Here is a 22,823-nt window from a genome sequence, read left to right on the forward strand (position 1 = left end):
AGCCTCCTCGGCGCTTCGCTTCTGCGGGGTCTTCAGCCTTCGCTGGTCCCTCCGGAGTCGCCGCCCTGCGCTTCAATCAACGGGTTGTGTATTACATAGAAACGTTCATTGAATAGCTACTATAGAGGTAAATCTTACTACTATTAGTTCTTCGAGTTTCCTAGTACGTGTGTGCGGAAGCCGGCTTGTTCCCACTTGGTGCGGTCGATGCAGTTTTTGGCGTCGATGAGGAGCTTGTCCTTCATGAGTTCGCCTGCTTTTTCTGGATCGAGCAGCTTGAAGCTGTCGTGGCTTGTCAGGATGACGACTGCTGATGCGCCTTCTAAGGCCTCTTCCAGTTCTTGAGTCTGTGCGTCGATGTTGTTGGTCTTAATGTGTGGATCGTATGCTGAGACTGCAAGACCTTTTGCTTTCATCTCTTCAATGACGTCGAGTGATGGGCTTTCGCGCATGTCGTCGATGTTGCCTTTGAACGCCAGCCCTAGTACCGCCACTTTCGGATTCTCGGCGTTCAATGCAGATAATAGATCCACAGTGAGCTGCGCCGTATATTCCGGCATGCCATCGTTTGTTGTACGTGAAAGATGGATCAGTTTTGCTAGGTCGGGATTCAATTCAACTAGGAACCATGGGTCCACTGCGATACAGTGTCCGCCTACTCCTGGGCCTGGCTGGTGGATGTTGACTCTTGGGTGGAAGTTCGCAAGGCGAATCGCTTCCCAAATGTCGACATCGATCGTTTCTGCCAGTTTCGCAAGTTCATTGGCAAACGCAATGTTGACGTCCCGGTATGTGTTTTCCATAACTTTCACGAGTTCAGCTGTTGTATCGTCCGTTTCGTGTAGCTGGCCTTTGACGAATGAACGGTACAGCTCCGATGTGGCACGTGCTGATTCTTCGTTGACTCCCCCGATGATCCGGTCGTTCGTGACCAGCTCTTCGAACACTCTGCCCGGGATGACGCGTTCAGGGGAATGCGACACGAGAAGGTCTGTTCCGATTTCAAGTCCGGTTGGAACGAGTTCAGGAATGACGATATCTTGGACAGTCTTTGGTGGGACTGTAGATTCCAATATGACCAGGTTCCCTTTTTCGACAAACGGTGCAATGGATTTCGCCGCTGAACGGATGTATTCAAGATTCGCTGTTTTGTCAGGTTTGATCGGTGACGGAACTGCCAGGATGAAGACGTCCGCTTTTTGCGGTGTTGTCGATACGGTCAGCATGCCACTGTCAATCGCTTCGTTCAAATACTCCTGCAGTCCATTCTCTTCTATATGTAACTCTTTGTTGCTGATTTTCTTGACGACAGGTTCGTTGACGTCCATTCCATGAACTTTATGGCCGTGGTTGGCAAACATGACGGCAGTTGGAAGTCCAATATAGCCAAGACCTACGATACAAATGCTTTTTTTCATTGGTATTTGCCTCTTTCCTTCATTATATATTGTTTACTTGCTTACTTTTGGAGCTTACTGTGATTTGTCTGTCAATACACGCACGAGAAAGCGCGGCAAGTTGAGCTGCCTTTTGATGCGTTTCGGATCACTGCACAGACGGTAGAACCATTCCGTACCTGTCTTCCGAAAAAAGGACGGTGCCCGTTTAACGGTCCCTGAGAACACATCAAAACTGCCACCGACTCCTTGAAAAACTAGGACGTTTTGGAGTCTGTCCATGTTGCGGCGAATCCATAATTCCTGCTTCGGACTACCGAGGGCGACGAATAGGATCCGCGCACCGCTTTCTTGGATGCGCTGCACGAGCGCTTCTTCGTCTTTTTCATAGCCATCGGTCATCCCCGCAATGGGAATGCCAGGATAGTCATTGGCGATCGATGCGGCCGCTTTTTCGACCACTTCTTTTTTAGCGCCGTAAAGATAAATGGGCTGCTGGTCGTCTTGTGCGAATTTCAACAAGCGCGCCATCATATCTACCCCCGTTACGCGGGAAGTAATCGTGCCTTTTTTCAATTTGGACGCAAGCAAAATCCCGACGCCGTCCGCGATCTGGAACGTCGCGCCGTTAATGAGTTCGCGCACTTGTTGGTCTTTCTGCGCAGTCATGACCTTTTCCGGGTTGACTGCGATGATTGTCGATTGTTCGTTCTGCGCCATCCGCTGACGGATTTCTTCAATGATTCCTTCGTATGTCAAAGGCGATACGTCCACGCCTAAATAACTCTCTTTCATCTTCGGGTGCCCCCACTCAGTTGCTACTTTCAATTGTCTTAGTATAGCAGAAACCTCAACAGGTTGCACAGCCTGTTCAGATAGTGCTAAAATTAGCCCGATAGTGTGCTGACTTGGGTTGATTATTTATTACTATATAGAGATTCCTCTGCCACGGTTTTCGGCTGCTTACCGCTCGCTTTCCTAGGGGCTCGATCTCAGCCAATCGAACAACGAAGAGTTCGATTTGCCGTATTTCTAAGTTTTTGTAGAAATTAAGGCAGCCCGTTCTTGCTCCTAACGCTTCGCTTTTACTCGCAAAAGCCGTCCTACGTCACGGCTTTCGCTGATTCCCCAGGAGTCGAGCGGACGCCTCCGAAAACCTAAGTGTCGTAATAAGCATCCTTCTTCAATGAGGGACGTTATATATAGCAATAGCCGTTGAACGGAGCGGAAGGTGGCGACTCCTGTGGGATCAGCTTGGTGGGGAGACCCCGCAGAAGCGCAGCGCACGAGGAGGCTCCCCACCAAGCCCCACGGAAAGCGTCCACCTGCAGCGCAGAGAAACACCGTCGTTCATTCATCTACAATGTACATATACATCTAAGGAGGATCATTAATTTGAAAATTGTACTGTCCGGGTTTTACGGATTAGGAAATACTGGGGATGAGGCGATTTTGAAGGCCATCATCGATAACTTGCGTGCGGAGTTGGATAATCCGGAGATTACGGTGTTCTCACTTTCTCCGGAGAAGACAGCATCCGATCACAGCGTCTCTGCTGTGTATCGCGGATGGCGTCATGGCAACAAGGAGAAGGTCAAAGCACTTCGGAAAGCGGACTTGCTCATTTCCGGAGGCGGCGGGTTGCTGCAGGATACGTACCCGACGAAATTCCTCTTCGGTCCCCTTCCCTACTACTTGCTCATCGTCCTCTTAGCCAAACTTTGCGGAACGAAGGTGATGTTCTTCTCTCAAGGGATTGGTCCTGTTACGAGTAACTGGGGCAAGACCTTAATGAAAGGACTTGCGAACAAAGCGGACTTCGTCACGGTTCGGGACGAGTATTCGAAGACGTACTTGGAGAACTTGGGTGTGACGAAGCCAGAGACGGTGGTCACAGCGGATATCGTGTTCGCTTTCAAGTCCGATCCGGATACTTCCGCTTATGATTCACTAGATCTTACGGGCGAAGAACGGTTAGTTGCCGTTGCCCCGCGTCCTTGGTTCGAGCATGAAGATGCATATATCGAAAAGATGGCGTGGACGTTGGATGAATTGATCGAACAACGGAATGTGACGCCGGTGTTTGTGCCGATGGAACCGCCATATGACACGAATGTCTCGAAAAAAGTACAAGCCCTGATGAAACACGCGAATCAGACGAAGATTCTCGGCGAACACTTCACTCCGAACCAGTTCTATAACTTCATTGAACAGACGGATTTGACGATTGCACTCCGCTTGCATGCGCTGATTTTCGCTGCATTGTCGAACGTCCCTCACGTCGGATTGAGCTATGACCGAAAAGTCGAGAGCTTCTTGAAGCGTTCCGGGATGTGGGAGCATTCATTCGAACTGGGTTCATTCACAAAAGAAGGGTTGTTGGAACAATCCCTTTATGCGCTGGATAACAGCGATGCGTTGAAACAAATGATGGAACCGAACGTCCAGGTATTACGAAGCGAAGCAATCCGCAATGTCGATCTATTGCGGGAACAGTTTTTGAATGGAGGCCGTTAAACGGTGAAAATTTTACTGGCTACTGTATATGATTATCCTCACTTAGGCGGACTGTCCGTCCACTTGACAACATTGAAGGCAGGACTGGAATCACGAGGGCATGAAGTCGATGTCGTATCGTTCACGGACGTCCCGAAATGGAAGCGTGACGGAATCGTCCGCGGCCCTGCGTTCCTATTGAATAAAATGAAACAAGGTAAAGGCTATGTCTGGACGCTGAAACGCCGTCAGGATGAGCTTGCGAGCCTTATCAAAGAAGCGGTGTCGAAGAAAGAATACGACATCATCAACGCACAAGACGTGTTCACGACATTTGCGGCACTTGAAACGAATGTCCCGGTTGTAAGTACGGTTCATGGCTATTTGACGTTTGAAGGCATTTCTAAAGGAACTGTGATTGAAGGGTCTCCGGAAGCGGCTGAACTCCAAGAGGCTGAGCGCAGAGGCTATAAGTCCACTCGCGAAGTGATTACAGTCGACACACGGATCAAGGAGTACATTTTGAAGGAAACCGGCGTGACGGGTCATATGATCAAGAACTTCATCGATGTCGAATCGTTCAAGCCCGAGATCGAACGTCGTAAGGAGTTCCGGGATACTTATGGATTTTCACAAGACGAGCTGATCTTCTTCGTGCCGCGTCGTCTGACGAAGAAAAATGGCGTCATGTATCCGATTCTGTCGCTCCCTGCTGTTGTTGAGAAGTTCCCGAATGCGCGTGTCGTATTTGCGGGAACTGGCGAAATGATGGAGCCGATGAAGCAGAAAGCTGCGGAACTTGGCGTATCGGATCACATTACGATGCTCGGTGCTGTCGATCACTCGGTGATGATGCAGTATTACGCACTTGCGAACGTGGCTCTCGTGCCGTCGATCTATTCAGCAGGTGTTGAAGAAGCAACGTCGATTTCCGCTTTGGAAGCGATGGGTTCTGGTGTTCCGTTGATCGCCTGTGCGGTTGGCGGACTGAAAGAGATTGTCGATAGCGGAAAAGACGGCTTGCTTGTTGAAGAGCAAAATCCGGAACAATTGAGCGATGCAATGATCCGGTTGCTGGAAGATCCTGCCTACGGCGAACAGCTTGCAAAAGCGGGTCGTGCGAAGATCATTGCGGAATACTCACATTTTGCTGCTGCAGAGAAATACGAAGCGATTTACTTGAAAGCATTGAAACACTGATTGCGAAGCTCCCTGGTGCGAATCAGGGAGCTTTTCGCAGTTTAGACGGCACGCTCGGTCCGATTGGCCGGCGTGATTTGGGAGGATTACTATGGGCAAGTTAAAACAGGCGGCACTGTGGACGGCAGTGCTCGCGCTCGTGCTGAAGCTGTCGGGGCTGCTGCGGGAATCGATCGTCAGCACGAAATTCGGGGTATCGTCCGAGACGGATGCGTACTTCCTCGCGTTCCCGTTCATCACCCTCGTCGTTGCGATGATCTCGACAGGCTTCAATAACGTCTTTTTACCAATGTATATCAAGAACCGAAAATCAGGCGAAGCGGGCGACCATAATGCGAACGCGTTGCTGAACTGGACGATGGTGCTGTTCGTCGGCATCAGTTTCGTCGGCTGGTTCGGTGCCCCGTATTTCCTGCCTATCATGTACGGCAACATGTCGGACGAGATCGCGACAATCGCGATTCCGATGACGCAGGTGTTCTTCGCGTTCATGACGGTGATCGCGTTGAGTGGACTTTTAGATTCCTATTTGCAGTCGAGGCGGATCTTCGTGCCGTCGCAGATGTCGAAGCTGCTCGCTACACTGTTTTCGGTGATCTTCGCAGTGCTGTTCAATGAGCAGTGGGGCATCTTTTCCTTGGCATATGGATTCATCTTCGGGACGATCCTTGGTGTTATCGTGCAGCTGTATTATTTGTTCCGGTCTGATTACAAGTATCGCTTGGAATTCCGGATGGACATCAAGTTCCGGAACGCGTTTTTGCTGCTGATTGTGCCGTCGCTGCTGAACTCGGTCGTCGGTCAGGTGAACTTTTTCGTAAACAAGGCGTTTGCGTCGGGAATTGACGGCGCTGTGACGTACCTGAACAATGCATCGCTAATCATCAGCATTCCGAATGCGATCTATGCAACGACGCTGGCTGCGATCATCTTTACGCTGATGAGTGAACAGACGGAAGATCGCATGAAATTCAAAGAGACGTTTTTCCGCGGGATGGAGATTTCGCTTGTGACGCTGCTGCCGATTGCGGCAGGGTTATTCGTCATCGGGGATTCTGTTATTGCCTTCATTTACGAACACGGGAAATTCACACCCACTGACACGCATAAAACACACATTGCGCTCATGTTATACCTGCCTGTCATTGTATTTCAAGGAATGCAGCTCATGCTGTCGAAGTCGATGTATGCACGCGGCAAGACAGCTGTTGTGTTCCGGATCAGTGTAACGACGATTTTGATCAACTTCTTAAGTAACTGGCTTTTGGTCGATCGCTTCGGCTATCCGGCACTTGCGATTGCAACGTCCATTGTGAGTGTGTACTTCTTCGCGGTGTCGATGGTTGTCGTGTATAAGGATCTTGGCAAGGTGGAGTTGGCACGCTTCGGACGGATGGTTCCGCAAGTGCTCATTCCGACGGTGATTATGGGACTCGTGGTTTGGGCTGCGAAAGTGGTGGTCGGATTGGGATCGCTTAGTCCAGTTCTGCAGCTTGCGACGCTGGCACCGATTGGCGTTGTCGTGTATGCAGGGATGCTGTTCGTGTTTTATCGTGCAGGGTTCAAACGGTTTGTTGGGATGTTGAGACGGGGGTAAATGGTAAGGGATGTTTGTGCTTGAGCGGATTAGACCTTTGCTTGATCTCTTTTTGCTATGCATGAGCGGAATTCCCCTTTGCTTGATCACTTTTGCTGTTGTCTACACCTACAAGTGATTGGGGATACATTGAACTATGCGTAACAGAACTAAGGCGGGCGGATGACTGTACCTCAATTTGCGGCTCTTCGAAAATTGTGGCGCAGCCTGCCGACCTTTGAATGAGGCAGCCGGTAAACAATGGAGCGAAAAATATACATTCCTCCATGCTTTTATCACAATAGGTTTTATCGAAAGGAGTGGGGTCCATGAAAAAGTGGATTGTCGGGGTGTTACTGGGGATTCTTGTGCTTGTGGGGATTGCTGGGATCTTTTTGAAGGGAACGACGACGGAGCGGGTGTATTCCAGTAAGGATGTGCAGGTGGATGTACAGGTTTCCCGCTTCTTTGAACTTGCCTATGAGAAAGATACGGAACGCAGTGTGGAGAATACGAAAGATGTCATCCATACATATTCGGTGAAGCGGCTTGGTAAGAGGATCGGGTCGTATGAGCTGACGGAGCGGACGTTGGGTAATGGTTCGAAGTTTCTTTTTGAGCGATTGACGAATGACGCGCGGCTTGGGGTTTCGATTGAGTCGGTGTATCACTTCGGGGATTCTGCCCGTGTGAAGGAAACGTCTTGGAACCCTCGCAAGGTGGATCATCCTCACCATGATACGTTCGGGTCGGATCCGACTGTGAATCCGTTCGGGAAGTTGACGGTTGAGGGAAATGATTTGGTCTCTGAGGCGATTGTCGGGTATTCATTCACATCGAAAGAACTTGTGAAGAAGTATGATGTCGGAGAAAGTCGGATCCGAGAACTCGACAAGGAAGTGCAGGATGTGACGGTGACTGATGATGGGTTCACTCGTGGGGCTAAAGCGGGTGGTCATCAGATTGCGGAATCTTGGGTGTTGCTAGCGGCTGATCCGCTGTTTAAATCGCAGGATGAAGAGAATGACTATGTTGACTTTGCTTTGGAGAATCAGTTTTCTCAATTGAATTGGATGACGATGGATGGCCCGTATACGAAGCTGCCGTTTTCGATCGATCCCGGGACGAAGATGGGCTATGGCCGTGTGATCGGACGGATGGAAGATGATGTGGCGCTTGAGTGGTATGGAAAGTCGGAGTCGTTGTTTTTTGAGACGCTGGTGCTGAATTCCCGGGTGAACTTGTTGAATTACATCGAGGAGTTCGGCGGGACCCGCTGGCCGACGGAGTATACGAGTGCGTGGCTGAACAATGCGTACGGCATCAAAGCACCTTACGTCGATACGCGGTATAACGAGTACGTGGCGTTTTTCCTGGACGATACAGAGAAGAAGCTCGATGATGAGGTCGATGATTCGAAGTTGTATGTGCCGGTGTACGCGGATTACTTGCTGTCACGGATTGAAAAAGGTGAAACGATTGAAGCTGGAGATGGGTTCATGATCGTCGATTACTTCGATGAGGACCCTGAGACGGATATCCCCCATGCGTCACTGAACCACGAGCTGGGTGGATTGAAGATTTTGCTGACCGCATATCGCGAGACGGAGGAAGCGAAGTATTTGGATGCTGCGAAGAGTGTGATGAAAGGCATCGAAAGCTTCGGAGCCGATCAAGGGGGCTGGATCCGTGAGAATGGCGATTTGTGGTATCAGGCGCGCCCGGACGGGACGTTTTCAGGTGATGACTATCCACAGTTGACGTTGGTGGATCTGGTGGAGACGCAGAGTCTGTTGGAAGAGATGGACATGGAGCGGAATGCGTACTTTGATGAGTTGATTGACTCGAAGATTGGATATTTGGAAGATCAGGGTGAAGAATTGATCGATAAGGTGACGAAGCATTTGAAACAGGGGTGATGGCGCCCCTGTTTTTTTGTTTGGGCGGCTTGAGCGGATTTGCTGGGGGCTTGATCACTTTTCGCAGCGCTTGAGCGGATTTGCTGGAGGCTTGATCACTTTTGGGGGTGCTTGAGCGATATTAACTTTTTATGGAGATGTACCGGTACTGAATGCGAAGCGGAGCGTAGCACACCAATTAGTCTTGGTTTTGAATTTGGGAAAGATGGATTGGTCGCGAGTTTGGATATGGGTGGTAGTGGGCTCTGTCCGCGGGAATGGGGCGGTTAAGAGCGGTTAGACGGTGGTATGGGGCGCTTAGGCGGTGGGATCGAGCGGTTGGACGGGCGAATGGAGCGCTTAGCCGGTTGGATCGAGCGGTTGGACGGGCGAATGGAGCGCTTAGCCGGTTGGATCGATCGGTTGGACGGGCGAATGGAGCGCTTAGCCGGTTGAATCGAGCGGTTGGACGGGCGAATGGAGCGCTTAGCCGGTTGGATCGAGCGGTTAGATGGCGGAATGGAGCGCCTAGCCGGTTGGATCGAGCGGTTAGATGGCGAAATGGAGCGCTTAGCCGGTTGGATCGAGCGGTTAGATGGCGGAATGGAGCGCTTAGGCGGTTGGAGTGAGCGGTTGAGCGACTTTCCCCTTGTATAATAGGAAACCCCTCACGCACGGGCGTGAGGGGTTAAGTTTATTGGTTGTTGATGATCGTTACGACATCTTCGCTGACGTAGCCTGTTTGGGCGCTTGCTTTGTCGCTGAAGACTTCGTACCAGGTTTTGCCGTCACTGCCTTTTACGGAGCGGATGACGGTAAGCGGATAGCCGAGAGCTAAACCATCGCTTGTGTCTTTGTACACACCGTTATAGCGGGCTTTGTAAGTGTAAAGAATCGGTGCCGTTGTGCTTGGTGCTGTGCGGACGTTAGTTGCAATTTCAAGCTTCGTCAGTGCGAATTGCTTGTAGAGGCCGTAGTCTTTGCCGCCTGCTGCCTTATCCAGATTATACATATGGGCACCTGCTTTAGCTCCCCATGTCGGGTCGGATGCGTAGTTGACATTGAAGCCTGTTGTTTTGTTGCCAAATGCTGCACCTTGAGCCCGGCCCAATGCGTTTGTCGGATCCATATAGTTCGGGTTCAGGAAGTCTTTGACGAGAGCGATTGCACTGTCTCCTGGATTCTTGAATGTCCCTTTGTCCGGGCATAGTTTCGTCAGTGAGTCATATTTGTATAAGCCGAACAAGTTGTTGCATGTCAGAGCGGTTTCACTCATGCCGTAGTCACCTTCATGTACAGCGAGCGAGAGGATCAGGAGTGCATTGACGTTGTAGTCGTTCTCCAGCTTTTTAAAGCTTGAGCCAAGACCGATCAGTTTCGACTTCTTCAATGCATCTGTGTAGCGTCCTCCATAATTCTGTTCGCGCTCCTTCAATACGTTCACGATCAGGTTATCCAGCTCTGCACCTGTGTAGCTCGTTTTGGAACGGGCGGACAGGAACTGGAAGTACGGCAGGAACGTTCCGACGAATTTTCCGTTCGTTTCATAGAAGTGGACGCCGTCCGGACTGTGGTAAGTCCCATTATTTTTCAGGAAATCCGGTGCGAGCTGTACGTAATACGATGCGGACTTCTTGGTCATATAGTTATAAGTGAAGTGTGTAAGTGTTCCCCACTGGCTGACTGTGTAATAATCACGATTACGATCTGTAACGAGTTCAATCGGGATCAGGTCAACTTCAGAATGCTTCGCATACCCTTCTGTTGCGCCGACCTGCACTTTCACATACTGGTCATTGGATCCGAGATATTTAAGCTCTCTTCCCTGCTCCACGTATGTCGCTTGTTTTTTGAACTCTGGATCGAAGTAGATGATTGTGTTTTCTTTTGCTCCAGCTGGAGACTTTTTGTCCCCGAAGGCCATTCCGCGGCGTACACGAATGAGTTCTTCCCCTTTGTACATAGCCGTGAATTCCGTCGAGCCATTGAATTTTTCTGCCGCTTTCAAGTAGTCTGCGTAGCCCTGTGACTGCTTTTTCAGCTTGCCGTTTTCAATCGTTGCCATGTAGTAGGTTTTATTGTCAGCTGGCGGCTGTGGCGTTGGCGGTTCCGGTTTCACCGGGTCTTCAGGGGGTGTCGGCTGTTCGGGTGTCTCCGGGATTTCAGGTAAATCAGGCGGCTCATATGCAATCACCGCTTTCAAATAGCGGGAGATGAATGCCGCTGCCTGCTCGCGTGTTGTGTTCGATTTTGGCTCGAAACGAATCGATCCGTCTTTGTTCGGAATTCCGCTGATGATGCCGTAGCGGATGTTGTAGTAGGCTGAGCGCACACTTCCGGATGATTGGAATTCGTTGAGGTCCGTGAAGTTGATGCGTGTTTCTTGCAAGACCATTTGGCTGTAGTTCAAGACGTTAGTCATCGTGATGGAGACTTGCTCACGGGTGATTGGCGCATCGGGTTTGAACACTCCCCCGCTGTACCCATTCATGAGTCCCGCTTTTTGAACTCTGTAAATGTCTTTTGCAAGTTTGCTGGATTGAGGTACGTCGTTGAAGTTCCCGGCTGCTTCCGGGAGTTTCAGCGCGCGTGCAATGAAAGCAGCGAATTGTCCGCGGGAGACGTTTTCTGTAGGACGGTACGTGCCGTCGTCGTAGCCTGAAAGTATCTTTTTGTCGATCATTTCACGAAGTTCTTTTTCCAGTGTTCGACCTGTCAGTTCGTCGGCTTGGGCTGGTGACGCCGGGAGGGCGAGGGTGATGAGTAAGAGTAAAGCGGAAAGGACTGCCGTAAGTTTTGTCATGGACTGATGTGATTTCATGCGGATGGTACCCCCTTCTAGTTGAGTTCATTTTTGTGATTGGAACAAGAAATGCCGCCCTTCGCGAGAGCTTGAGGGCGGCATTTTGTTTTGTTAACGGAGTTCAGAGACGCTGTAAAGTGCGGCTGAAAATTGGGCACGTGTTGCATTTGCGCCAATTGAGAAATTAGGTGTTTGGAAGATGGTTGTCTTGTCCATTTTCTTCAAAGCCCCAATTGCATTTGCTGCGCGATACGTGACTGGTACGTCGAGGTACGGCGGCTTAGTCAAGGATGAAGCTGTTGACGTCATGCTGAATGCGCGATCCAAGATGATGGCAAGCTGCGCTTTTGTCAATGGATCGTACATGCCGAAGGAGCCGTCTTCAAAGCCACTTAGAATTCCTGCATCACTCATTGCAGAGATATCTTTTGCAAATGCGTGTGTTGCTGGGACATCGCTGTAACTAAGTGGGAATCGCGGGCGCAATTTCAGTACGCGGTTAATCATCGTGGCAGCTTGTCCGCGCGTAACTTGTGTTTCAGGCTGGAATGAGCCATCCGGGAATCCGCTGATGATTTTCTTCTCGCTAAGTGTTTCGATTGCTTGATATGCCGGGTGCTTGGCCGCTACGTCACTGAAGGATGTAGACGGTGTCGGTACTGGCGTTGGTGGTGTCGGTACTGATGGCTTAACAGGCGGTGTTGCAGTAATTCCTGAGACACGTTTTGCTCCAGCGTACTTCGGTCCCCAGTAAGGGTTCGTGTCCAGATTCGATATTTTGACGCCGCTGGATTCTGCAGAAATGAAGTTTCCGTTTCCGATGTAAATGCCTGTATGGGAAATACCGGGCTTGTATGTATTTGCAAAGAACACGAGATCTCCAGCTTGCAAGTCAGCGCGTGCAACGGACGTTCCAACATTGAATTGAGTTTCTGACGTGCGAGGCAACGTGATGCCGAAAAACTTGAAGACGTACAAGATATAGCCTGAGCAATCGAATGCATCAGGTGTGGAGCCACCGAAGAGATACGGAGTTCCTTCGAATTTTTTGGCGTAGGCGACGATGCTGTCCCCTGACGCAGCAGCTTGGCTCTTTTGGGGAGCTGCCGTGAACATACTTGCAAAAATTAATATAAAGGCCAAAAAGACTACCAGTTGCTTTCTCATTTCCCACCTCGATTTAGGATGATTGACTGCTTCCAACGTCTATTTACCTAGTAATCTTGCTATGACTATATCGTATCAGAAAAGACTGATAAGGAATATTACATTTGTGTTACAAGTATAGTAGTTTAGTTTATTTTAATAGAGTTGGGGATATAATGGGTAGTTTTGATTAATTGCGGGTTATGGAGGGGGTGGAGCTTTAGGGGGACGGGATGCATGAGCGCATTACCCTAGGCCTTGATCACATTTCGGGATGCTTGAATCGAGTGTAATCGGGCGGTTGAAGGTTAGCTTGGTGAAGGCGTGAAAAAACCGCGCGGGCCGGGGGCTTTTGCGCGGTTCGGGTTTTATTTGAACAAACTTGGGTTTTCAGCTCCTGCTAGGAAGACGCTGTATGTGGCACGCGTCATGGTTTCTTGCGGCTTGAATGTGCCGTCCGGGAATCCTTTGGTGACACCTGATTGCGTCAATGCGAGCGCGGCAGCGTAACTGGTTACGTTTGGTGTCATGTCTTTGAATGGTGATTTCTGTTTCGCATCGTATTGGAGGCTGAATGCTTTTTGAAGCAGTAATGCCATTTCGCCTCGTGTGACGGGTTGGTTAGGACGGAAAGTACCGTCCGGGAATCCGCCGAGCAGCCCTTTTTCACGTGCTGATTGAATGTAACCGGATGCAAAGCTGTTCGGGTTGACGTCTTTGAATTGGGTTTTGCGGTGTTCCCCGTTCAATCCTGAGGCGCGACCCATGATGGCCACCGCTTCTGCCCGTGTGATTTTTTGGTCAGGTTTGAAAAGGTTGCCTTCGAACCCGTAGATCAGTTTTTTATCCATCAAATAAGCGATTTGCGGTGAATACCACTTCGCGCCTGACACATCTTTATAACTGGTGCCTTCGATCTTCACCACGATATCCTCTTGGATTTGTTTGCCGGTATTTGTCATGATGGCATACTTGCCTTTGTAAGTCCCTGGTAGTAAGTATGTCTCCCACTTCCCTGGAGATTGCTCGGCAATCGTACGGTCCTCGATTTTCAATTGACGTGCTGTCGTTTTGTTTGCATTCGATAGTTCAAACACGACACGGCCGTTTTGTGTATATTGTGTCATCATCGGAATCTCATCGACTTTTGCGGGATAACGGACAAGTCCGTATCCGAACTGCCGGTCGCGTCCTTTTGCGCCTAGGTCTTCTGCAGAGTTTGCCAGAATTGAGCGCAAGCGCACGTTGGTCAATTCAGGGAATCGCTCTTTAAGGAGTGCCGCGATTCCTGAAACGTGTGGCGCTGCCATGGAGGTCCCTGACAACTCGTAGTAGCCATCTTTTTTCCCGTCATCGTCGAATGCACGAGGATACGTGCTTAAAATGTCGACGCCAGGTGCGGCAAGTTCAACTTCGGGTCCGATGGAAGCTTCTAAAAATCGTTCCTTGTTATAATTAATGGCTGTTGTTGCGATAACAGTTGGATACTTCGCTGGGTACTGGACCGAGTCGATCATATCTCCCGTTTCTTCGTTCCCCGCTGCAGCAACGATGATCATGCCTGCTGCATAGGCTTTATCCAACATCAGTTTCAAGGCGGGGTCATTTCGATTTGTGGTGATACTCATATTCAAAATATCGATTTTGTTGTTAATGGCCCATTCGACGCCGTTAATGATGTCGATCGTGCGGCCTGAATCGTAAGAATTAATGGATTTGATAGCGTATAATTCCACGCCGGGTGCGACACCCATCGTCCCGTTGCTCGCTTTTGCTGCTGAGAGGATTCCTGCCACGTGCGTTCCATGACCAAGATCATCGTTGTAGGGCACAGTTCCTGCAGCACATTGGTCCTTCGGCAACGCACAAAAACCGCCTTTGACGGACAATTTGCTGTGTGTGACATCGATCCCGCTATCTAAAATCGCGACACGGACGCCTTTTCCTGTATAAGGAGCGATTGTTTCAGGTGCGGTATTGATGAGAGCGAAACGTTTTGGGTAGGTGATCTGGGTAGATGGTGCTGGTGCAACAGGGGTTTCGGCAATTCCATATTCCCTGTTCGGATAGATGTTGACGTTTGGATAATGAGTGCGAATTTCTTCTACTTCTTTTTGGGTAAGCTGAACTTCTCCAATTGGTGCATGTTGGAACTCTTTCGTGAACGGACTCACTTTTTGGCTAATTGCCTGCAAGTCTGTATCCGAGCCATGGAGCAACCAGTCTGTCCGTTCTTCAGCGTGTGCTTGCGCAGGAAGTAGCAAACCGAGCGCTAAGGACACTGAAACTACTATTCTTTTCACATGATCACTCCTTTATGTACGATATGATTCCTATACCCGCAATCAGTCCTTTTTGAGCACGTCTCCACAAATAAAAATCCACTCGATCTCATGAACGAGTGGATTGGATTTGTTTAGTGAAGTTTGCCACTCGGTGTAGCATTTACCGTGCTATACAAAGGCAAAACGTCGGTTCTATTTTCATAATAATAGTAATAGTCGAGTGTGGCAAGGAATAATCCTTTCGCCATCTTTTCACGACCTGCTTCAGTACCCATAATGCCAATGTCTTTTTTGTTGGTAATGAATCCTAGTTCAGCAAGTACAGCCGGCACTGTGTTTTCCCGAAGTACAGCTAGGTTCATAACCTTTACGCCGCGGTCTGTTAGACCCCATGCTTCAAGTTGACGGTTTTGGACATACTGCGCAAGGGCTTTTGACTGAGATACGTTTGGGTTTACTGCTGCTGAACGTGTGTAATAGAAAGTTTCGGTTCCATTAGCAGACCCTCCCGTATGGGAATTCGTATGGATGGAAACAAAAATGTCACCTTTTACTTTTTTTGGATAAGCACCACGCGCGGACGGCGAAATATACGTGTCATCTGTGCGAGTCATTATAGCTTTCATTGGCACTTTCGCGTAGTACTTTTCCATCTTTTTCGCTACGTTCAAAGTAATATTCTTCTCGATAAATCCATTGCCCGAGCTACCTGGATCCGATCCGCCGTGCCCTGCATCAATGACTACAGTGATATCACTCAATGGCTTTTTGCCTGGGGGTGTCACGACTGGTGGTGGTGTTGGATCAGGTTTCACTGGGGGCGGTGTCACGACTGGTTTATCGGAAGGCTTGTCCGACTGTAAATAAGCCGAGTGTACGAAACCTTTGACGTTATCAGACGTGATGTATGCCCAATCTCCGACAGAATATGCGACTGAGACGATTTTGCCTGTCGGGATGGAACCGATCGAAGAATACGATGTGTTCGGACCCTTACGGAGGTTCAACTTCGACCCGTCTTTTGTGTTTACATAGACATTGAGGTTGAATTTCTCAGTATCCGCTGTTCGGAAGTCTGCGTTGATGCTGCGAGCCAGGAATACTGCAAAGTCTCCGCGTTTGATCGTTTGGCTTTCACCGAATGACCCATCCGCGATTCCAGATGCAATCCCTTTGTTGATCAGCGAGCTTGCGGCAACGCTTACTGAGCTGGCTTTGTAATCAAATGCACGTCCGATTAACATCGCCATTTCACCGCGGCTCAGCGTGTTTTTCGGTTTGAAGGTGCCATCCGGATATCCCGAAATGATTTTTTTGTCGACTAGCTGCTGTATGTAGCCGGAACTGAAGTTGTTTTTACCAACGTCCTTAAAGTTTGTCGCACGTTGTTCCCCATTCAAGTTCAGTGTACGTCCAAGCATAGCTGCCGCTTGGTCGCGCGTCACTTGCTGTTCCGGGACGAAACGAGTTTCAGAGACTCCGCTTGTGATACCGCCTTCGACAAGATAATAGATTTCAGCCTGCGCACGGTGCGTCGTTCCGACATCCGTGAAGTTGGCTGCGGCCTTGGAATCTTGCCCGAATGGGACAAGCGCTGCAAGAGATAATGTAAGACTTAATGCGAGTTTCTTCAAAATTACAATCCTCCAAATATTTGTCGTTACCATAAATGATACAACAATTCTTTGTATTTCTCTATGTTTCTATCGACCTAAATTGGGGTAAGTTAATAGGTTACCAATCTGTGAGTCTAGCCAATCAGTCCTTGCTTCTTTTGCTCGCTTGCTGTAAACCCCTTAGGTACGCGGATTATAGAAAAACTGGATCATCTTTTAGGGGATGATCCAGCATTATTTTAATTTTTTATTTACTTTTTCGTCTCTGCAACTGGAACTTTATATCCATTTTGTTGCGTTTCCAGCGATATGTCAATGATGCGCCCTTCGACCTTAGGGCTGATTTTGTCGCCTAGTGACTGGAGGTATTCAATTGCGTTTTGTGTATCTGAGAAGCCAGGAGTCGAGACGCGGCCTTCAGCAGCTGCTTTTTTGAATACATCATACCCGTCACCGCCACGGGCAGTGAAATCATTTGTTGCGATGTAGTAGGTTTTTTCCGCTTCAATTGGAACGTACTTATCGCCTTCTAGTACTAGCACATCAAGAACACGCTCTCCCGTTTTCTTCGTACTATCGAACGTGAATTTCATACCGCCTACATGCAGGAAGCCGCCGGACTCCTTCAATCCTTTGCCACCTTCAATTGTGTCTGCGAAGACGCTGCGTTCTAGCGCTTGCTTGATTTCCGCACCATTCGATTTTACTATCGCAAGCGGATTGCCGAATGGAAGCACTTGAACAATGCTGCCGACTGAAATCGTTCCAGCTTCGATACTTGTGCGAATCCCGCCACCATTTTGCATGGAGACTATCGTTTCACCTTGAAGATTCGGCATTGACTTTGCTTTCCATAGCATCGCGTCTGCAATAATATTTCCTAGGTTTGTCTCATTATGACGGATGCTGGATTCTCCCACGTTGCTGGAATCCCGTTTTGCGTCCAGCAATACTTCAGATTCCACACCAATTGACTCTTTTTTCAATTGTTCTTTCCCTTGTTTGAACGGCGCAAGAACTCCTGCAGCTTTTTGATCGACTTTCATTGTTTTCGTATCGATTTTGATAAGTTCGCCATGTTCCCAATACACTTCTCCCTTTGGATTGAACTTGACGTCCAGCGTCCCAAGGTTATTTGCGTATTCGCCAGCTTGCACAATTAGTGTTTGGCTACCTGATTCATGGGAAATAGCAATCGGCTCTTTCAACTCAGTATGACTATGGCCTCCCACAATCACGTCGATTCCAGGAACTGCTTTCGCAAGTGCCTGGTCATTGCCATACTCAGCTGATTCATGAATACCCAGATGAGTAAGTGCAATGATTTTGTTGACACCTTTGGTTTCAAACGCGGCAACTGTAGCTTTTGCTTTTTCAACATAATCTTCAAGCTTCACCTTGTTAGGAGAAGAGATGGTCGAGGTCTCTTCTGTTGTTAATCCGAAGATACCGACTTTTTCGCCATTTATCGTTTTGATGGTTCCGTCGTAAATGCTTCCGCCTTGCGCCTCTTCATAGACGCCTCTCTTTTGCAGATCTTTAAAAGCAGGTTCTGCGGATGTATCAACGTTTGCACCGAGAACAGGGAAATTAGCGGCCATCACGTAATTTTTCATTGCATCATGCGATCCGCCTTCATCAAATTCGTGGTTTCCGAAAGTGACAGCATCGAATCCAAGATAGTTCATCATCACAGTGTCAGCTTGACCTTTGTACTTATTCCAATAGAGGTCGCCTGAGAAGACATCTCCGCCGTGGACTAGGATGTTATTTTCATTGTTCGCACGCAATTCGTTGACAACCGTCGAGATATACGGGAAGTTGTCGAGGTATGCGTGATGGTCGTTCATGTGCATGACCATGAGGTCGAAGTAGCCGAATTTCGCATTGCCCCGGTTGAGGAATAGAGCGAGTTCGCCACGTGTGACGGGCATGGATGTACCGAAAGTCTTGTCGTCTTTCCCGCTCGCGATTTTTTCATCAACGAGGGCTTGAATGTATGGTGCGAAGCGTTTGTTGACGTCTGAGAATTTTGTTTTCGTCAGGTTGTTGTCCGCTTCGATTTTTGCAGCTTTGACGATCATTGCGGCTGCTTCACCGCGTGTGAGGTGTTCGGAAGCTCCGAATTTCGTTGTGCTTTTTCCGCTGATGATTCCTTTTTCAGCGAGTGCATTCACTGCCCATTTGGCATTTTTCGGGACGTCTGTGAAAGACGATTCTTGGTAAATACCACCTGGCTCCAGGCCCATGACTTTCGCGATGAAGATCGCGGCATCTGCGCGTTTAATAGATGAAGTGGTATCGAATTTCGTTTCGCTTACACCGGATGTTACGTTATTTGCCCATAGGAAGTTGACAGCGTCTGCATAACGATCCGATACGTCAGTGAATTTCGAGGAATCGGCTGATGCGCTTGGTACCGCCAGTGCAGTTGCGACAGCCGCCGCTGTGATGGTCGTTGCCATGAATCTAGTCTTCTTCGTCATTCGAAATTGCCCCCTAGAATAGTAGTTTGGACATGCATGTCTATCATATCAGTTTCAGAGTGTTACGACTAGTTGTATTTGGATTTATTTGAATATGGGGATTGCTGGCAGATGTCTCGGTTCGACGGGCATTGTTCGGATTATTTGAGGGCAAAAAAGGTAAGGAAAAACCGCTCAGGCTATTGCTGGCCTGGAGCGGTTTTGGTTTTAGAATTGGAAGGGTTCGCGTTTCACCGCAAGGCTTCCTATTAAATATGCGAATAAGGAGAGGACCACCGGGATCGTGACGGTGTGGACGCCAAGCAGATTGCCGTATTCCTGGTTGTAGAAATGGATGGCGATATAGCTCGCGATCCCCATGAACATGGAGGCGAGGGCGCCGTATTTGTTGCCGTACTTCCAATAGAGTCCTAGAACGATCGGCCAGATGAAGGCGGCCTCCAACCCTCCGAATGCGAACAGGTTCAGGAAGATCAGCAAGTCAGGCGGCTGCAGGGCGAGCAGGAATACGACGGTTCCGAGTACGCCGGTGATGCCGAAACTGAGCAGTTTGACCTTTTTTTCAGGAGCGTCCGGCTGGATGAAATTCAGATAGACGTCTTTGACGATGGCAGAGCTGACGAGGATCAGCAGCGAATCGACGGTCGACATGATCGCGGCCATCGGTGCCGCGAGGACGATGCCCGCGAGCCAAGGCGGCAAGACTTCGAGCGCGATGAGCGGGATGACTTTATCCCCCACTTCGATTCCGGGCATGACGGGCCGTGCGAAAATTCCGATCAAGTGCATGTTGAGCATGATGAAACCCGTGACGATGGTTCCGATCGCGAGCGCGCGGTGCATGGCGCGGGAGTTTTTGTAACTCATTGTCCTCACGACCATTTGCGGCAGTCCCACGACACCGACACCAACTAGGATCCAGAAACTGGAGACGTAGGCTGCAGTCAGGCTGCCGTCTGCTCCGAATGGCGTGACGAGGCGCGGGTTTTCATTTAACAAATCTTGCATGATGGCTGGAATTCCGCCCCCTGCAATGATGACGCCGATGAGCAGGATGAGTGTTCCGACAACCATGATGCCCCCTTGGACAGCGTCCGTAAGCGCGACGGCGCGGAATCCACCGATGGTGACGTAGACGAGAACGCTGACCGCAAAGATGAAGAGCGCGGTCGTGTAGTTGAGTCCCGTGAGCGATTCGATGAGACGGCCGCCCCCTACCCATTGTGCTGTCATCGCGGAAAACAGGAAGACGATGATGGCGATGGCGGAGAGGATCGCGACCGCCGGGCTGTTATAACGGGCTTTCAGGAAGTCGATCATCGTGACGGCATCGTAGCGGCGACTCAGGATAGCAAATTTCTTACCGAGCACGAGCAGGACGAAATAACCCGTGACGACCTGGGTCATCGCGAGAAGCGCCCAGCCGAAGCCAACGGTGTATGCAGTGCCGGGGCCGCCTAGGAAGCTGGATGCACTGCCGTATGTCGCGACCATCGTCATGGCGAGAACGAAACCTCCGAGTTCCCGGCCGCCTAGGAAGTATTCTTGCAGGAAGCTGCCGCCACTGCCCATTTGTTTGGAGGCGATGAACCCGATGGCGAATATTGCAATTAAAAATATGATGAGCGGAATGAGTACGCCGATGTTCATGAGTTCGGTCCTTTCCGGGTACGAGTGTCTGGTGGGTCTGGATGGTACGCTGGGTCGTCGTCAAGCGGCATGTCGGTGAGGACGAATTTCGCGAGGACGACGGTGATGATGGACATGAGAATGAAGCCGACGACGCAGCTCCAGAAGAACCAGTCGGGCAGTCCGAGTATGTAAGTGTATTCTTCGACGGGACGGCCACCGAGTCCATACGCGAAGCCGAACCACCAGATGAAGTTGAAAATGGCGAGTGCCACACCGATCCATGCCTCTTTGTGCGCTGTTTTGAAGCGCGGGTCTTGCTTGGGCTGATTGGGCTGTGGTGAGTTGGGTATTTTTGGGGTGTCTGGTCGCATGGCGGTGCCTCCTTTTAGTGGGCGATGGGTTTTTGTTGAGTATATCCTATTTTGTGGGTTGGGGGTAGGGGGATTTTGGGGTGGATGCCGAGGGATGGGTGACTCGGAACGGGAATCGAGCGCTTCGACAGCGGGATGGAGCGCTTTGGAATCGGAATTGAGCGCTTCGACGGCAGTATGGAGCGCTTCGGGACCGGAATTGAGCGCTTCGACGGCGGGATGGAGCGCTTCGGAACCGGAATTGAGCGCTTCGACGGCAGTATGGAGCGCTTCGGAACCGGAATTGAGCGCTTCGACGGCAGTATGGAGCGCTTCAGCACGGGAATCGAGCGCTTAGTTTGGAAATCCATAGTTCCCCGAAATAACCTTCATAAACACAAATCTCCCAAAAATGCGTAGCGTATCGAAGCACACGGATTAGTCTGATTTTTGAACCAAGAAGATTCCGATTGCTCACGAGCTTTGAAAAGTATTGAATTATGGACAGTCTCCGCGGGAGTTTACAAGTTCTCTTGAGAACCTTTTCGTATTTAGACTATAGTACACTCTCTGTCTACCTACTTGTTCAGAAAAAACACTCCGCAAAGCGAAGTACCACAAATTAATCTAGGATGTCCACCCAGCAGGACCTAAGGGATTAGCTCATAGTAACTTCCCCTTCCAATGCCTTGTTGTTTTAACTTAGAGCGCGCAAGCAATCGTTTCGCCGTATGACGATCTTTGATCCCGGTAAACTCGCAGAAAGCTTGATTCGTTAATTTGTGAGGCATCAACATGAACCACTCTTCAATTCCCGCCATGTGGCTATCGCTCTCCCGTTTTCCGCATAAACGGCATTCCCACCGACGTGCTGTCCAAATCATTATAGAGGGAACGGTACAAGTCGAACAAAACACACCTTTTTTGAGGGTGTGAGGTTGGATTTTATAATGCGTAACAAGCGGATATGGATTGTATTCCCTGTGCGATCTAGCTAACTCTATTGCGATCCTTGAAATATCTCGTTTTTCTATAATCTTTTTTTCAGGTTTAAGTGACCTGAAAAAAGTAGGTGCTTCATAAGAAGTGTAAATAGGCAGCCTAGGCTCCCCTTCAATTTGCATCTGATTGTTGTAAGCAAACACAATGATACCTTTGACTGGAATATTGACGTTTCTCCTCCCTAACCATTTCCGGAGAAACTGAACTTTGCGCTCGACTTCGGCAATTGGACTGCGAAAAAGTTGGGATTCCCCTTTGTTGTTAACTTGTAAGAACTGAGTGGGATTGGCTGTAACAATGATTCTATCTGCTCTGTTTTTGATTTCTGAGATGAAAATGGAGTCCGGGGTGATGAAAAGCGAATCAATTTGAAAGTAAACACCTTCATGATGCAAGGATAGATCATGGAGAACAGCATGAGGAAAATCGGTTTGTACTTCTTTCATATAGCGATCGTATTCTAATTCTCCACTGTATCCAGCTCGCGTGTTGTATAATTCCTCCGTGATGAATTTATATTTCTCATGATGACGCGGTAGCCGCCTTTCTAGTGCAAACAGTCCGCTTAACAATTTAGGAACAGTTCGATGTTTGTGCAACAAAGACCTCACCTCAAGTTTTTCACTAGTGTAGCTCGTCTTTGAAGGAAAAGATATAGCATGTCGCAAAGCCGAATTATTGGCTTTTTGACACAATTCAATTCCATGATTCAGGTGATAGTCTTAAAATGCTGAGTGGAGCGCACCAATTAGTATTGGTTTTGATCGTAGTAGGGATGGGTTGATCGCGAGCTTAAATTCTGTGAGCGGATGGATTGTTTCCGCGGGATCGGTTGAAATGGAGCGTTTCGTCAGGGGAATGGAGCGCTTAAATAGATAAACCGAGCGGTTACATAGGCTAATCGAGCGGTTTGGCTTTGGAATCGAGCGCTTAGAG

At 49.3% G+C, this 22,823-nt stretch carries 16 protein-coding genes; 6 read left to right on the top strand and 10 right to left on the bottom strand.

Going from position 1 to position 22,823, the window contains the following annotated elements:
- Window positions 1-143: 143 nt before the first annotated feature.
- Together ABE021_RS13645 and ABE021_RS13650 are read right to left on the bottom strand one after the other, a co-directional pair.
- Window positions 144-1,418 (bottom strand): nucleotide sugar dehydrogenase, encoded by a 1,275-nt coding sequence (locus ABE021_RS13645; RefSeq protein ID WP_430289371.1) that lies wholly within the window; start codon window positions 1,416-1,418, stop codon window positions 144-146.
- Window positions 1,419-1,472: 54 nt separating this feature from the next.
- Window positions 1,473-2,192: a WecB/TagA/CpsF family glycosyltransferase gene (locus ABE021_RS13650; RefSeq protein ID WP_430289373.1), complete on the bottom strand. Its 720-nt coding sequence runs from the start codon at window positions 2,190-2,192 to the stop codon at window positions 1,473-1,475.
- A gap of 600 nt (window positions 2,193-2,792) precedes the next feature.
- Between ABE021_RS13650 and csaB the strand changes: the two genes are divergently transcribed.
- The 5 genes from csaB (at window position 2,793) to ABE021_RS13675 (ending at window position 9,196) form a co-directional block, all read left to right on the top strand.
- Window positions 2,793-3,914 carry a polysaccharide pyruvyl transferase CsaB gene (csaB, locus tag ABE021_RS13655; protein WP_430289375.1) on the top strand — a complete coding sequence of 374 codons (1,122 nt, stop codon included), beginning with the start codon at window positions 2,793-2,795 and terminating at the stop codon, window positions 3,912-3,914.
- 3 nt (window positions 3,915-3,917) lie between these two features.
- Window positions 3,918-5,093, top strand: a complete 1,176-nt coding sequence (locus tag ABE021_RS13660; protein ID WP_430289377.1) for a glycosyltransferase family 4 protein — start codon at window positions 3,918-3,920, stop codon at window positions 5,091-5,093.
- Between the two features lie 139 nt (window positions 5,094-5,232).
- Entirely contained in the window at window positions 5,233-6,690 is a 1,458-nt protein-coding gene (gene murJ / locus ABE021_RS13665; protein WP_430289380.1) for a murein biosynthesis integral membrane protein MurJ, read from the top strand.
- A gap of 308 nt (window positions 6,691-6,998) precedes the next feature.
- Window positions 6,999-8,588: a hypothetical protein gene (locus ABE021_RS13670; protein ID WP_430289382.1), complete on the top strand. Its 1,590-nt coding sequence runs from the start codon at window positions 6,999-7,001 to the stop codon at window positions 8,586-8,588.
- Between the two features lie 257 nt (window positions 8,589-8,845).
- On the top strand, window positions 8,846-9,196 hold the full coding sequence (locus ABE021_RS13675; RefSeq protein WP_430289384.1) for a hypothetical protein: 351 nt from the start codon (window positions 8,846-8,848) through the stop codon (window positions 9,194-9,196).
- A gap of 65 nt (window positions 9,197-9,261) precedes the next feature.
- Here ABE021_RS13675 and ABE021_RS13680 read toward each other — a convergent pair whose 3' ends face one another.
- From ABE021_RS13680 to ABE021_RS13710, 7 genes are all read right to left on the bottom strand, one after another.
- The gene (locus ABE021_RS13680) at window positions 9,262-11,388 is read right to left on the bottom strand and encodes an S-layer homology domain-containing protein (protein ID WP_430289386.1); all 2,127 of its coding nucleotides are present in this window, start codon (window positions 11,386-11,388) and stop codon (window positions 9,262-9,264) included.
- Between the two features lie 93 nt (window positions 11,389-11,481).
- Complete coding sequence (locus tag ABE021_RS13685) at window positions 11,482-12,537, bottom strand: NlpC/P60 family protein (RefSeq protein WP_430289388.1); 1,056 nt, start codon at window positions 12,535-12,537, stop codon at window positions 11,482-11,484.
- A 347-nt stretch (window positions 12,538-12,884) separates the two neighbouring features.
- A complete protein-coding gene (locus tag ABE021_RS13690) occupies window positions 12,885-14,819 on the bottom strand; it encodes a S8 family peptidase (RefSeq protein ID WP_430289390.1) in 1,935 nt (644 codons plus the stop codon).
- A 113-nt stretch (window positions 14,820-14,932) separates the two neighbouring features.
- Complete coding sequence (locus ABE021_RS13695) at window positions 14,933-16,435, bottom strand: N-acetylmuramoyl-L-alanine amidase (RefSeq protein WP_430289392.1); 1,503 nt, start codon at window positions 16,433-16,435, stop codon at window positions 14,933-14,935.
- 233 nt (window positions 16,436-16,668) lie between these two features.
- Window positions 16,669-18,903: a 5'-nucleotidase C-terminal domain-containing protein gene (locus tag ABE021_RS13700; protein WP_430289394.1), complete on the bottom strand. Its 2,235-nt coding sequence runs from the start codon at window positions 18,901-18,903 to the stop codon at window positions 16,669-16,671.
- A gap of 207 nt (window positions 18,904-19,110) precedes the next feature.
- On the bottom strand, window positions 19,111-20,553 hold the full coding sequence (gene panF / locus ABE021_RS13705; protein WP_430289396.1) for a sodium/pantothenate symporter: 1,443 nt from the start codon (window positions 20,551-20,553) through the stop codon (window positions 19,111-19,113).
- Window positions 20,550-20,906 (bottom strand): YhdT family protein, encoded by a 357-nt coding sequence (locus tag ABE021_RS13710; protein ID WP_430289398.1) that lies wholly within the window; start codon window positions 20,904-20,906, stop codon window positions 20,550-20,552. The genes panF and ABE021_RS13710 overlap by 4 nt, the downstream gene beginning before the upstream one ends.
- A 135-nt stretch (window positions 20,907-21,041) precedes the next feature.
- Here ABE021_RS13710 and ABE021_RS13715 point away from each other — a divergent pair, with 135 nt between their 5' ends.
- Window positions 21,042-21,305, top strand: a complete 264-nt coding sequence (locus ABE021_RS13715; RefSeq protein ID WP_430289401.1) for a hypothetical protein — start codon at window positions 21,042-21,044, stop codon at window positions 21,303-21,305.
- Window positions 21,306-21,535: 230 nt separating this feature from the next.
- On the opposite strand, the gene ABE021_RS13720 is transcribed toward ABE021_RS13715, so the two are convergent.
- Window positions 21,536-22,486, bottom strand: coding sequence for a nuclease-related domain-containing protein (locus ABE021_RS13720; protein ID WP_430289404.1), 951 nt, complete (start codon window positions 22,484-22,486; stop codon window positions 21,536-21,538).
- Between the last annotated feature and the right edge of the window lie 337 nt (window positions 22,487-22,823).

The organism is Sporosarcina gallistercoris (assembly GCF_050459885.1).
Classification (GTDB): domain Bacteria; phylum Bacillota; class Bacilli; order Bacillales_A; family Planococcaceae; genus Sporosarcina; species Sporosarcina gallistercoris_A.